Raw genomic sequence first — 12,532 nt, 5'->3', positions numbered from 1 at the left:
AGAACGCCTGTCGGGTCGCTGGCTCGCCTCCAGCGCAGACTCCGTCGCCGTCGAATCCGCCCGACTCACTGCTCGTCGAACGAAACCCGCGAGAGATCGGCTTCGAGGTCGTCGACGTGGTCGTTGAAGGCGTCGACGAACGCCGGGACGTCGTCCACGAGTCGCCGCACGTCCGGTGCCGAGGCCGGCCCGTACTGGGAGAGCAAATAGGTGCCGTCGCTCCCGCCGACCCGCAGGTACGAGGCGACGTCGCCCTCCCACTTTAGCTCCCAGCGCCGGCCCGATACCGTCGTCGCGTAGGTTCCGTACTCCCCGTCGTAGCGGTGGAGTTCGCACGCCATCGCGTTCGCCACGTCCCGGATCCGCTCGACGATCCGATCGCGCTCGGCCACCAGTTCCGCCGTCGACGCGATCGGTGGGAACTCGTCGGGCGTCTCCGCGAGCAGGCCGTCGAACGAGTCGATGTGATCGTTGAACGCGCCGACGAAGGCCTCGTAGTCGGCCATCGCGGTCTCCAGCGGGCCGGGTTCCGGCGGCTGTTTGCTCGAGACGACGTAGGTCTCGGCCCCCGAATTCGGTTCGAAGCGGAGGTACTGGACGTCGCCCGCCTCGTACTTGAGCGTCCAGGTGCCGCCGTCGGTGTCGAACGTCTCCTGCCCGTAATCGCCGCCCTGCAGGACGGCCAGTTCGCGCGCCATCTGCCCCGCGTGAGTCCGGACGCGGGCCGCCAGTTCGTCCCGCCGCTCCGCGACGGCGGCCGCGTCGTCGATGTCCGCGTCGAGTCCGTCGGTCATCGGTGGAGGGACGCACCCGTGACCGGTAACAGTTGTGCCTCGACCGCGCTGGCATGCGGCGGCCGGCCGACCTCCGAACCGACGCGGTCCGACCACCGTCGATCGCGGTAGTGGCGCCCAGTTCGGCGTACGGTGCCTGTCGTACGGTCGTCTGACTGACTTTCAAGCCTCGCCGCGTTGGCATCGATCGTATGGTACAGCACGAACGACTTCGGGGGTTCCGGGCGGCACGTCTCGGTACGCGGTCGCGGGCCTCGGGACGGGGGCCGATCGGCAGATGACCGATTCACACCGCTTCGGGGGCTCGGTCCACCCCCACGCTCGAACGATCGTCCCGTTTCTCGTCGCGATGGCGATCACGATCGTCGGGGCGGTCGTCTACCTGGGACTCGTGGGCGTCCTCCTCGGGGTCTTCACGGAACTGCTGGGGTAGCGACGGCGCGCCGATCGGGAACCGAACCCGGTCACGGCGTCCACCGATCGCTCACAGCCACGGCGGCCTGCGGACCAGAAAAATTACTACGGTCTGGTTCAGATCCAGTTCGCAGTCAATGACCGATCGACCCCCGTCGCCCTCGACACCGCCTTCCACCCCATCGATCGCGACCGCCTCCGACGCGGAGTCCGACACCGACCGTCGAATCGTCGCGACGACGCCCCAACTCGTCGACGCGATCGAGTCGTCGCTTGACTGTCGCCTCGACGAGCGCGTCGTCTCCGACCTCCTCGTGGAACTCGACCGCCACGACTACGTCGAGTGGGTGACTGTCACCCAGTCCGGTGCCGTCGCCTGGGATCTCACCGAGACGCCCGAGCGACTCGCCGACGCGATCGCCGCGGCGGTCGCCGATCGGGTCACGGCGTTACTCGAGGAGTGAGTCCGCCGCGAGGGGTTGCGATCGACGTGCCACCCCTCGAACGGCCACGGTGCCCCGATTCGCTCGCCCGTCTCCGCCCCGGGACTGACGAGTGCCGCAGTCCGGCCGGTACCGATCGTGTCGGTGACGCAACCGCTTCCGATCTGTCCGACCCATGATGCACGTCAACCAATAGCGTGGGATTGAAGAGCGGCGTTAGCGAACTGAAACCTGGGCCGGAGAAACCACCATCACCACCTACCGCTCCGGCCCAACTTCGGATTTGTACGGATGCGTGTATAATGGTTCTGCCTGATTACACGTTGTTCGCGGCGGGGTCGATCGCTTCGACGAGACCGGGCGTTCACACGCCGTCGTCGACGTGCCGACTGTGGACGTAACGCTCGCGGTCGAGTAACAGCGTGACGACCGGATCGCCCCGGCCTGCAAGCGCGTCGCGATCGGCAGTTTGGAGTGCGGGAGTAGTATGAGCCGACGCAGATGTCGAACAGCGCAAACCTCGCTACGCTCGGTTTGCTGGCTCGAATCTTTGCGGTTGCATTTCACCCCACTTCGGACTCCTCGCTCCGTTCGTCGTTTTGAAGTGGGGTGAAAATGGGCCAGCACAGATGTCGAACACGGGAAGACGGTCGTCCTCACTCCGATCGGGCGCTGCGACTTCCCTGAGTCGAATCTGCCTGGGTCCATTTCCCCGCATCACAGACTCGTCGCTTCGCTCCTCGCGTTGCGATGCGGGAAAAGTGGGCCGGCGCAGATTCGAACTGCGGTTACGGCCACCCGAAGGCCGAAGGATACCAAGCTACCCCACCGGCCCGCATTCGAATTGTGAGCACCGGATCGTTTAACGCTTCCGAAAGCTGCTGTCGGTCTACCGGGTCGCGATTCCGGGCCTCAAAACTCGGCGTATCCCGCGGTATCCAGGTAGTGGTGGGCGATCGTGATCGCCTGGTCGGCGTGCAACAGTTCGGGACCCAGTCGGATCCGTCGATCGACCCGCTCTTCTAGCGTAGTCGCCTCCGCGTCGGTGAAATCCCGGTGGTCGGACAGCACGAAGATCGGGTCGGGCAACTCGTCGACGTCGACGATCGCCTCGCCGTCCTCGTGGAGCTGGACGATCGAGCCCTCGTCGACGAGGGCGTCGAGCGTGGCTTCGAGGCCGCGCCGGTAGACGGAGATTCCGGGGCTGGGTTCGGCCGGGAGCGCGCCGATCGCCTCGTCGCGGTGTTCCAGTGCCGTGCGCACCAGCGCGGCAGTGGAGCGCTCGTCGGGGTTCAGTCGCCGCAGTTCGCTCCCGTCGAAGCTGATGGTGAGTTCGTCCTGCACGACGAGGTGGGTGCGGACGTCCTCGCGGATCCCGTGGGAGGTGACGAACGAGGCGGTGATCGATCGGCAGAGGGCGTCGAGTCGCCCGGCGCCGCCGGCGAGGTCGTCGAGCGAGAAGTCGGCCTCCGTGGGGACGTCGTGGGCGATGAGTACGAACTGGCGCATAGCGAGGGAAGGCCGACCGCGGGCAAAGGGGCCACGGTTTCCCGCGGACCGATCGGCCGGGCGGGTACCGATCGCCGACTCCCCCATCCCGGTGGGCCGGCCGATCGGCTCAGGACCGGACCCGGGTTTCGAGTCGATCGATCGACGACCACAGGCGCTCGAGACCGGGACGGCCGTCGCGATACCAGACCAGCGCGGCGACGACGAACAGAGCCAGCTGGAACACCTCGTACGATCCCATCGAGTAGTAGTGGAGGATGGCGTCGAGGAGACCGCCGACGGGGTCCTCCGGGGGCTGGTCGACGAGTGGCCACGCGAGGTACGCGATCCCGGTGCGATCGCCGGCGAACACCGATGGCGGGACGTCCGTGAAGAGGTGTGTGACGTACCCCAGGACGAACGCCACGCCACCGTCACGCCGATCGAGGTGGATCGCGACTGCCGTTATCGCGGGAACGAGCAACGCGGCGACCAGCAGCGAGTGGGTGAACGTCCGGCCGCCGGGCAGGACGCCGACCGACCACGCGAGGGGTTTGTCGATCAGGTCGGGAAACTGGGAACCGACGGCGAGAGCGAGCAACGGCCACGCACGCGGTGGTCGATCGAACCGAACCCTCGTGCTGGCGGTGTACAGGAGGTACGCGACGGCGAGGTGTCCCCAGGGCCACATCCTGCGGGGCTTCACCCGTGGGGGAAATAGCCCTGTCGACTCGCAGCGGTCGGTGCGAGCGACGGTCCCGATCGCGTTGCATAGGCAGGGCCAACGGTTTCGCCGTTCTCGAGTATGGAATGGCTACATGGCGAAATCACGGTCCTCACAGTCCGGCGGGCAGGAAGCGAAGTTGCTGTCGATGCTCGCGGGCCGATCGTGCCCCCACTGTTCGGACGGCGAACTCGAGCAGGGGATCTACAAGGACAACCGGGCGATCGTCTGTAACACGTGCGAGACGCCCCGCGTCCAGCTCTGGTGAGCGCCGGCGTCGGGTGACTTCCGCGTTACAGTTCGAGCGCCCCGATCCAGGCGTCATCGCCGTGGACGGCACACCACGATCGATGGTTCTCCGAACACCGCGCGTCCATCGTGTACCCGCACTCACACCAGTGCTGGGAATCACCCGGGACCGGTCGACGGCAAAGTGGGCAACGGGTGTACATGTGTGAACACACCACTGGGGAGTACGTAGCCCTTTTCTCGGATGCGAAACACTGTCTAGGGAGTCGATACGTGACCGGGTTCGAAAGAGTCCGGTTGGGGTCGACGGGCGACAGCGGGGGCCCGGCGATCGTGCGTCAGCGAGGGGCCGGCGATCGAGCGCGCAGGCCCGCGATCACCGCGTTCGGGAGCCGTCGTACTCGTGACCGACGACGAGTGCGAAGGCGTGGAGGGCGAGCAGGCCGACGAACAGCGAGAGTCGACTCATGGAGTCGATTCCGGCCAGGATCACGGGCACGTAGGCGACGGGCAGGAGGGTTCCGAGCCAGAAGCCGGCGGCCGTGACGCGGTGTTCCACTGCCATGGGCCTAGCGCATCGTGGTGAGGTCGACGAACGCGTCGTCGTGAGCCACGATCCAGTTGGTCATCTGGTCGAGGTCGCTCGACTCGCGTGGAAAGAGGGCACACTCGTCGGGAGCATCCTCGTTCTCGATCGTGACGTGATCGAGTGCGGTCGTCGGCTCGGTCGGCGGTCGGGCCTCGATGTCGGAGTCGGTCGTCATGTGAGTCCAGGCGGCGGTGGGGTTGCGCCGACTGGGGCTATCCGGTACCAACCTATTGTTATCGACTCGCTAAACCCCGTGAGCGCTCCGGAACGACTAATTTCCGTCCGTTCCGGGACGACCCCGTCGCGATACGTGACCGTCACGGATTCCGACGAGTACGAGGCTGTTACGGACGCATAAGCACGGCGACCGGTAGTGTCGATCGCAGTAATCACTCCCTTCAACGAACTGTTTACCGGTCGATCGCAGTCTGCCGTTCGTCCGGCCCCGATCGGTTACTCCTGTCCCGTCCCGATCGGTTGCCACTGTCTCGACCCCCCGTCGATCGAGGCGGCGCTGGAGCGGTCGGCCTACGCTTCGGGCCGCGATCCGAGCGTCAGGTCCGTCGATCGCTCGGCGCCGTCGCGCCGGTAGTCGACGGTGATCGTCTCGCCGGGGCTGGTCTCGAGTGCGAGGAAGGTCGACAGCGCGTGGCGGTCCGGGATCGGGTTGCCGTCCAGCGCGCGGACGACGTCGCCGCCGACCGGGATGAGTTCGCCGCGGCGTTCGACGGTGCCGTCGCTTTCCCGGAGGCCGGCTTCCGCGGCGGCTTCGCCCGCGAGGACGTCGGTGAGGATGACGCCGGTCGCCTCCGAAAGATCGTTCTCTTCGGCGACGAGTCGATCGACCGTCCGGAGCCCGATGCCCATGTAGGGGTGGTCGTACGCCCCGTCCTCGATGAGTGACGGCACGACGCGACTCGTCAGGGATGCAGAGATGGCGAAGCCGATGTTCTCCCCGCTGGTAGCGTTGACGACGCCGACCACGTCGCCGTCCAGGTCGACGAGCGGACCGCCGCTGTTGCCGGGATTGACGGCCGCGTCGGTCTGAATCACGTCCGAGAAGGAGAACTGTCGGTCCGGCGGGTTCAGCGTCCGTTCGACGCCGCTGACGATCCCCGTCGACATCGATCCCTCGAGTCCGTAGGGGTTGCCGATCGCGGCGACCTGCTGGCCGACGACGGGGCGCTCGTCGGCGAGCGAGAGCGGTGTCGCGGCGTCGGGGACGTGATCGGCCTCGAGAACCGCGAGGTCGCTGTAGTAGTCGGCCCCGACGAGTCGCGTGCTCGTCCAGTCGCCGTTGATGTACTGGAGGTCGGCGTCCTCGGCCCCGGCGACGACGTGCTGGTTGGTGACGACGTGGCTGTCGTCGACGACGAAGCCGGAGCCCTGTCCACGCCCCTCTTCCCCGGTGACCGGATCGTCGACGCCGAAGGCCCGGACCTGGGTGACCGAGTCGATGAGTCCCTCGTAGACCTCGGTGTAAACGGAGCCGTCGGCGAGATTCTCCCGATCGATCTCGTGCGACGAGGTGCCCTCGATCGAGTTGTCCGCTCTGGGCTCGGTACAGCCGGCGACGGTACCGGCAAGCCCGGCACCCGCCGCGGAGAGCAGCCTGCGCCGACTCAGTCGCGTCTCGTCCATGTCCGCCGGCTAGGACCCCACCTATATGAACCTCGTGGGGACTGTCCGGTCGATCGATCCCTCGACGATCGTGGGGGCCTGACGGCCGTCGGCTGCCGCGTTGGTCGCCCGATCGTCGGCTGCCGCGCTGGCCGACCGCCGCGTTGGTCGGCCGTCGACGCCAGTGCTGACCCGAAGGGAAAACGTGTTACCCGCGGCCGCCCGAGTCACGGCCATGCTTACGGACGACGCCCGTGCGCTGCTGGCGACGGGACCGGTCTGTGACTCCTGTCTGGGCCGTCCCTTCGCCGAGCGGAGTTTCGGGCTGACCAACGCCGAGCGCGGCCGGGCGCTGCGAACGACGGTCGCGATGGAAGACGACGCCGACTTCGACCCCGACGACCCCGAGGAGTGCTGGGTCTGCGAGGGCTACTGTGGCACCTTCGACGCGATCGCCGAGACGATCGTCGACGCCCTGGCGGGCATCGAGTTCGAGACCTACCAGGTGGGGACGCAGGTGCCGCCGCTGGTCGAGGAGAACGAGCGCCTCCTCCGGGAGGACGCCGACCTCGATCCGGAGGGCGGCGAGTCGATCAAACGCGAGATGAACCGCGAAGTGGGTCGGCGGGTCGGCGCGAAAACGGGCGCCGAGGTCGGCTTCGAGCGGCCGGACGTGCTCGCGGTCGTCGATCTCGAGGGCTTCGACCCGTTCGACGTGCTCGCGGACGGAGACGTGACGAGCCACGCGATCGACCTGCAGGTCAACCCGGCGTTCGTCTACGGCCGCTACCGGAAACTCGAGCGGGACATTCCGCAGACGGAGTGGCCCTGCCGTGAGTGTGGCGGCAGCGGCGTCCAACTCGGCGACGACGGCGAAGAGCCCTGCGACTACTGCGACGGCTCGGGCTACATGTACGACACCAGCGTCGAACAGACGGTCCGCCCGCACGTCGTTGAGGCGATGGACGGCGACGAGGGTACCTTCCACGGCGCGGGCCGCGAGGACGTCGACGCCCGGATGCTCGACGAGGGCCGGCCGTTCGTCCTCGAGGTCAAGCGCCCGCGCAAGCGCGATCCCGATCCGGCCGAACTCGAACGCGAGATCAACGAGGCCGCCGAGGGACGCGTCGAGGTCGAGGGGCTCCGGCTGGCGACCTACGAGATGGTCGAACGGGTCAAGGAACACGACGCGAGCAAGCACTACCGCGCGGACGTCGAATTCGCCGAGCCGATCGACGAGGCGGCCTTCGACGACGCGCTCGAGGCGCTCGACGGGGCCGCGGTCGAGCAGTACACGCCCCAGCGGGTCGATCACCGACGGGCGAACCTGACCCGCGAGCGGACCGTGTACGCGATCGAGGGCGACCTCCGCGAGCCGACCGTGGCCGAGGTCCGGGTCCACGGCGAGGGCGGCCTCTACATCAAGGAACTGATCAGCAGCGACGACGGCCGGACGGTGCCGAGTCTCGCCGGACTCCTCGAGACGGACGCCGAGGTGACGGCGCTCGACGTCACCGGCGTCGAGGGCGAGGACGAACCGTTCGAACTCGAGGCGTACTTCCGAGACGAGCCACGCGGCGAAACCGAGGACGCCGTCGAAGCGACCGACTGATACGGATTGCTGTAACTATGTACCGCCGATCACCAGGACGGGATCGACGATCGGCGGTAATTGACTACAGCAGTCCGTATGAGCCCCCGACGGCGAGTCACAACGACTTTTGTGCCCCCCAACGAGGGATCGGTACATGCCATTCGGCGTCGACGAAGCGGGGAAAGGGCCGGCGATCGGGTCGATGTTCGCGGCCGCGATCTGGGTCGCGGATCGGGACGCGCTCCCGGACGGGATCGCCGACTCGAAGCGACTCGCGCCCGATCGGCGCGAGGAACTGGCCGCCGTCCTGCGCGAGGACGATCGGATCCGCGTCGGCGTCGGCGAGATCACGACCGATCGGATCGACGAGCCGGCGACGGACATGAACTCGCTGACGGTGCGGGCCCACGCCGACGCGATCGAGGCGGCCCTCCCCGACGATCCCGGGTCCGACGCCGACACCCCGACCGGTCTCTGTGACGCCTGCGACACCGACGCCGATCGGTTCGCGGGTCGCGTGACCGACGCCTGCGCGGTCCCGGTCGACGTCGACGCGAGACACGGCGCCGACGACGAGTCACCGATCGTCGGCGCAGCGAGCATCGTCGCCAAGGTCGAACGCGACGCCCACGTCGCCCGACTGGCCGAGCAGTACGGCCCGATCGGGAGCGGCTACCCGAGCGATCCGACCACCCGCGAGTTCCTCGAGCGCTACGTCGCCGACCACGGCGAATTACCGCCGGTCGCCCGCGCGTCGTGGTCGACCTGCGAGGACGTCCTCGCCGCGGCCGAACAGACGGGTCTCGGACAGTTCTCGAGCGCTTCGTCGATCGATCCGTAGGGGCGGATTTAAGCGCGCGTTTCTCAGAGTGACTGTCATGATAGACGTCCTCGTTCTCTTCGGGCTGGCGACGGGTGCCACGATCGTCGTCTGGAAGGGAAGCACGTGGCTCGAAGAGGCTGCGAACACGCTCGCAGCCGGATACGGGGCCCCGGGGATCGTCCAGGGTGCGGTCATCGCGGCCGTCGGGTCGAGCATGCCCGAACTGGCGAGCGTCCTCGTCGCGACGCTGTTACACAACGAGTTCGAACTCGGCGTGGGCGCGATCGTCGGTTCGGCGGTGTTCAACCTGCTCGTGATCCCCGGCGTGGCGGCGCTGGTCGGGGGGACGATGGACACGAACCGCGACCTGGTGTACAAGGAGGCGCTGTTCTACATGCTCGCGGTCGCGGGCCTCCTGCTGACGTTCTCGCTCGCCGTGATCTACTATCCGCTCTCTGACGGGGGGCTCGAAGGGACCGTGACGCGCCCGCTGGCGCTGTTCCCGCTCGGGTTGTACGTCCTCTACCTGTTCACGCAGTACCTCGATCTCACCGAGGGAGGCCCGGAACCGGCGGACGTACCCCTCCTCCGGTCGTGGGGCTGGTTCGCCCTCGGATTGGTGCTCATCGTCGTCGGCGTCGAGGGTCTCGTCCGGGCCGCGATCGGCCTCGGCGAGGCGTTCGGCACTCCCGCGTTCCTCTGGGGGATGGTCGTCGTCGCCGCCGGGTCGAGCATCCCCGACGCGTTCGTCAGCGTGGTCGCCGCCCGCGGTGGCCGGGCGACGGTCAGCCTCGCGAACGTCCTCGGGAGCAACATTTTCGACCTGCTGGTCGCGGTCCCGCTCGGGGTCCTCGTCGCCGGCTCCCTGACGATCACGTTCCCCCACATCGTGCCGATGATGGCGTTCCTGATCCTCGCGACGATCGTTTTCTTCACCGTCATGCGGACGAACATGCTCCTCACGGAGCGGGAGGCCTGGACGTTGCTCGTGCTGTACGGCCTGTTCGTCGGCTGGATCGTCCTCGAGAGCGTCGGGCTGACGTCGGTCGTTCCGAACTGAGTCGCGTCGGGCCGGAATCGAACGCCGCCGGGACCCGTCGTCGCAGTCGCAGGCTGAGCCCCTTTGCTCGTCGCGGCGATCAGTTACGGTGATGCCGATCTGTATGCAGTGCGAAAACCCGGTTTCGATCGATTTTGCGCGCGTCTACGGTGACGACGGGACCGTCGACTGGTGTCCGCGGTGTCGATCCGAGCAAGCAGCGAAAATGGGGCGGTCAGCGATCGGTCAGCAGGTGCTCCAAAATGTCACCGTAGGCCGGCCGGGTGACCAGCACCCCGACGAGGACGCCGAGGATCGTGACGATGGCGAACCCCTGCAGGTCGCCGAGGCTCAGCACGGCCAGCGGCGACATTGCGATGATCGTCGTCGCAGCGGCGGCGCCGATCACCCAGAACGCCTTGCGGAAGCGCGACTCGAACACCCGCCGCGAACTGACGTCGCCCTCGTCCATCACCTCGTCGGCGATGATGACGAGGTCGTCCACCCCCGTCCCGACGACGGCGATGAACCCGGCGATGTGGGAGAGATCCAGCGGCATGCGTATCAGCGCGACGAAGCCGAGCAGGATCACCACCTCCGACAGGGCGGTGAGGATCATCGGTGCCGCGACCCGGGCGTTCGTGTACCGCAGGTAGACCACGCCGCTGACCGTCAGCACCGAGAGCAGGCCGATGAACAGCGAGTAGAGCTTGTAGTCGTCGGCCAGCGCCGGCTGGATCGAGAACACCTCGCCCTTCTCGAAGTCCAGCGGCGCGGGCAGGCTGCCCGCACGGAGGTTGACCGACAGCGAGTAGGCCTCCTCCTGGGACGGGACGATCATCCGGAACGAGGGATCGTTCTCGAACGTGCCGTCCTGCATTCCTTGTGCGAGGTCGCCTCCCATACTGTGAGCGTCGACGGGTTCGCCGTCGACCTCGGTGACTAGACACCACTGGTCGTTCTCGTGATCGAAGTCGAACTCGCCGGCCTGTCGGTCGTGGATCCCACACTGGCCGACGCCCTCACCGGTGAAGCCGTACTCGTTCATCTTCGACTGGTACTCCTCGGCGGCTTCGTCGGTGAGCGTGACGGAGACGTAGTGCTGGTCCCGCTGCTCTTCGTACGACGCGAAGCCGATCGACGCGAAGTCGTCCCGCTCGAGGACGGTCTCGTTGACCTGCGTCCCGTTCTCGGGGTAGTACGCGACGACCGTCACGACGCCCCGTTCGGTGAGCAGTTCACGGAGTTCCTGTTCGTTCATGTCGTCGCCCCGGTCGGGGACCTCGACGACGATCTGCGGAGTAGTCCCGGAGCGTTCCGAGACGTCCCCGCCCGACAGGCCGGCCTCGTTGATCTTCGAGTCGATCGCCTGGACCGTGTCGTCGCGCGTCGACTGCGTGACGCCGTCCCGGACCTCGCCGTAGTCGGCGGCGCTGTCGGCGGCGTCGAGCGCGCCCGCAAGATCGTCGGTGGAGACGTTCTTCACGAACACCTCGGTGGTGTAGCTACCGTCGTCGGTACGTTCGACGCGCACGTCGGTCGCCTCGACGTCGAGTTCCGCGGCCACGTCGCTCTCGACCGTGCCCGGGTCGGCGGAATCAGCCAGTTCGACGTCTTCGGCGGTCACGCCGACGACGGGCGCGCTGATCCGGGTCCCCCCGTCGAGTCCCAGCCCGTAGACGAGGTTCGTCCAGCCGTCGTCGGCCTGTACGCTCTCGTTTGCCGCCTGCTCGCCCGCGGTATTCTGTTCGGCGAAGACGCCGCCGGGGACGAACAGCGCGAACAGCGCGAACGCCACGAAGACGAGCAACAGCAGGACGCGCCAGTTCGAGACGATCGTGTCCCTGACGTTCATCGTCGCACCCCCTCGAACTTGTACCAGCGAAGGAGACTCAGGTTGAGCATGTAGGTGTTCATCAGGTCGGCCGCGAGTCCGACGAAGAGGATGATCCCGATCGACGCGAGCAGCCCGATTCCGAGCGCGTACGCGACGACCGCCATGACGAGCATCGCCGCCATCGACGTCACCGTCATCATGACGCCGGTCCGCATCGCCCGGTGGGTGCTCTCGTAGAAGTCACCGCTCCGCCGGAGGATGTGGTTGTTCAGCAGGATGTCCGAGTCGACGGAGTACCCGATCAGCAACAGAAGTCCGGCGACGGTACCGAGCGTGAGTTCGATCCCGACGAGGTTCATGAACGCGAGCGGGATCACGAGATCGGAGAACGCCGAGAGGACGATCGCGATCGACGGGACGAACGTCCGGAATAGCAGGAACACGATCACGCTCATCCCGAGGAACGCGATCGTAACTCCGAACAGCGCCGTCGTCCTGAGCTGGTCCCCGAAGCTCTCGGAGACGCCCGACAGCGACTGGACGACGTCGTTGCCGGAGTCGGTCGGTTCGAGGTTCTCCTCGGCCTGCGATCGCAACGCGTCCTGGTCGGTCTCGGTGAACTGGACGATGTACCGATCGTCCGCCGTTTGCTGGACGGTCGACGGGTCCTCGTCGAACGCGGCCGGGATCTCGCTCCCCGGCGTCGACGTCTCGACGGTCATCTCGGTGCCGCCGCCGAACTCGATTCCGTAGTTGGCCGGTGCACCGGTAAACATGTACCAGCCGCCGATCACTGCCAGCGCGACGAACAGAACAGCGACCGGTACCGCCGCGAGTTGCCGGTTACTGTACCGGGTGTAGTCGATTTCCGGTACGTCGAAGTACCCCATATACCCGTCCACTGTTGGTCGGCCCGTG

The 12,532-nt window shown here is 67.1% G+C and carries 14 protein-coding genes, 1 tRNA gene and 1 pseudogene; 7 read left to right on the top strand and 9 right to left on the bottom strand.

Annotated elements, in window-relative coordinates:
* Window positions 1–65 precede the first annotated feature (65 nt).
* Window positions 66–794, bottom strand: coding sequence for a profilin-fold protein (locus AC6I6X_RS13800; RefSeq protein ID WP_497931101.1), 729 nt, complete (start codon window positions 792–794; stop codon window positions 66–68).
* 277 nt (window positions 795–1,071) lie between these two features.
* On the opposite strand from AC6I6X_RS13800, the gene AC6I6X_RS13795 reads away from it, so the two are divergent.
* Window positions 1,072–1,227, top strand: a complete 156-nt coding sequence (locus AC6I6X_RS13795; RefSeq protein ID WP_497931100.1) for a hypothetical protein — start codon at window positions 1,072–1,074, stop codon at window positions 1,225–1,227.
* Window positions 1,228–1,345: 118 nt separating this feature from the next.
* Complete coding sequence (locus AC6I6X_RS13790) at window positions 1,346–1,672, top strand: hypothetical protein (protein ID WP_497931099.1); 327 nt, start codon at window positions 1,346–1,348, stop codon at window positions 1,670–1,672.
* 741 nt (window positions 1,673–2,413) lie between these two features.
* On the opposite strand, the gene AC6I6X_RS13785 is transcribed toward AC6I6X_RS13790, so the two are convergent.
* From AC6I6X_RS13785 to AC6I6X_RS13775, 3 genes are all read right to left on the bottom strand, one after another.
* Window positions 2,414–2,486: transfer RNA gene (locus AC6I6X_RS13785), tRNA-Pro, on the bottom strand.
* Between the two features lie 77 nt (window positions 2,487–2,563).
* Window positions 2,564–3,160, bottom strand: coding sequence for a tRNA (pseudouridine(54)-N(1))-methyltransferase TrmY (gene trmY / locus AC6I6X_RS13780; RefSeq protein ID WP_497931098.1), 597 nt, complete (start codon window positions 3,158–3,160; stop codon window positions 2,564–2,566).
* A 109-nt stretch (window positions 3,161–3,269) separates the two neighbouring features.
* Window positions 3,270–3,830 (bottom strand): metal-dependent hydrolase, encoded by a 561-nt coding sequence (locus AC6I6X_RS13775; protein WP_497931097.1) that lies wholly within the window; start codon window positions 3,828–3,830, stop codon window positions 3,270–3,272.
* A 127-nt stretch (window positions 3,831–3,957) separates the two neighbouring features.
* Between AC6I6X_RS13775 and AC6I6X_RS13770 the strand changes: the two genes are divergently transcribed.
* On the top strand, window positions 3,958–4,131 hold the full coding sequence (locus AC6I6X_RS13770) for an HVO_A0556 family zinc finger protein (RefSeq protein ID WP_497931095.1): 174 nt from the start codon (window positions 3,958–3,960) through the stop codon (window positions 4,129–4,131).
* Between the two features lie 357 nt (window positions 4,132–4,488).
* On the opposite strand, the gene AC6I6X_RS13765 is transcribed toward AC6I6X_RS13770, so the two are convergent.
* The 3 genes from AC6I6X_RS13765 to AC6I6X_RS13755 form a co-directional block, all read right to left on the bottom strand.
* Entirely contained in the window at window positions 4,489–4,677 is a 189-nt protein-coding gene (locus tag AC6I6X_RS13765; RefSeq protein ID WP_497931094.1) for a DUF8028 family protein, read from the bottom strand.
* Window positions 4,678–4,681: 4 nt separating this feature from the next.
* A complete protein-coding gene (locus AC6I6X_RS13760) occupies window positions 4,682–4,876 on the bottom strand; it encodes a DUF7511 domain-containing protein (RefSeq protein WP_497931093.1) in 195 nt (64 codons plus the stop codon).
* Window positions 4,877–5,229: 353 nt separating this feature from the next.
* The gene (locus AC6I6X_RS13755) at window positions 5,230–6,342 is read right to left on the bottom strand and encodes a S1C family serine protease (RefSeq protein WP_497931092.1); all 1,113 of its coding nucleotides are present in this window, start codon (window positions 6,340–6,342) and stop codon (window positions 5,230–5,232) included.
* Between the two features lie 214 nt (window positions 6,343–6,556).
* On the opposite strand from AC6I6X_RS13755, the gene AC6I6X_RS13750 reads away from it, so the two are divergent.
* The 4 genes and pseudogenes from AC6I6X_RS13750 to AC6I6X_RS13735 form a co-directional block, all read left to right on the top strand.
* Window positions 6,557–7,933: a tRNA pseudouridine(54/55) synthase Pus10 gene (locus AC6I6X_RS13750; protein WP_497931091.1), complete on the top strand. Its 1,377-nt coding sequence runs from the start codon at window positions 6,557–6,559 to the stop codon at window positions 7,931–7,933.
* A gap of 136 nt (window positions 7,934–8,069) precedes the next feature.
* Window positions 8,070–8,756, top strand: a complete 687-nt coding sequence (gene rnhB / locus AC6I6X_RS13745; protein ID WP_497931090.1) for a ribonuclease HII — start codon at window positions 8,070–8,072, stop codon at window positions 8,754–8,756.
* Window positions 8,757–8,793: 37 nt separating this feature from the next.
* Window positions 8,794–9,798, top strand: a complete 1,005-nt coding sequence (locus AC6I6X_RS13740) for a sodium:calcium antiporter (RefSeq protein WP_497931089.1) — start codon at window positions 8,794–8,796, stop codon at window positions 9,796–9,798.
* 91 nt (window positions 9,799–9,889) lie between these two features.
* A pseudogene (locus AC6I6X_RS13735) lies at window positions 9,890–9,982 on the top strand (DUF7563 family protein); the annotation flags it as partial.
* A 30-nt stretch (window positions 9,983–10,012) separates the two neighbouring features.
* Here AC6I6X_RS13735 and AC6I6X_RS13730 read toward each other — a convergent pair.
* Window positions 10,013–11,632, bottom strand: a complete 1,620-nt coding sequence (locus tag AC6I6X_RS13730) for a preprotein translocase subunit SecD (RefSeq protein ID WP_497931088.1) — start codon at window positions 11,630–11,632, stop codon at window positions 10,013–10,015.
* Window positions 11,629–12,504: a protein translocase subunit SecF gene (gene secF, locus AC6I6X_RS13725; RefSeq protein WP_497931087.1), complete on the bottom strand. Its 876-nt coding sequence runs from the start codon at window positions 12,502–12,504 to the stop codon at window positions 11,629–11,631. Before secF ends, AC6I6X_RS13730 begins: the two co-directional genes overlap by 4 nt.
* Window positions 12,505–12,532 lie beyond the last annotated feature (28 nt).

This window comes from Halosolutus sp. YCN4 (assembly GCF_059736495.1).
This window is presented reverse-complemented; position numbering and strand designations above follow the sequence as displayed.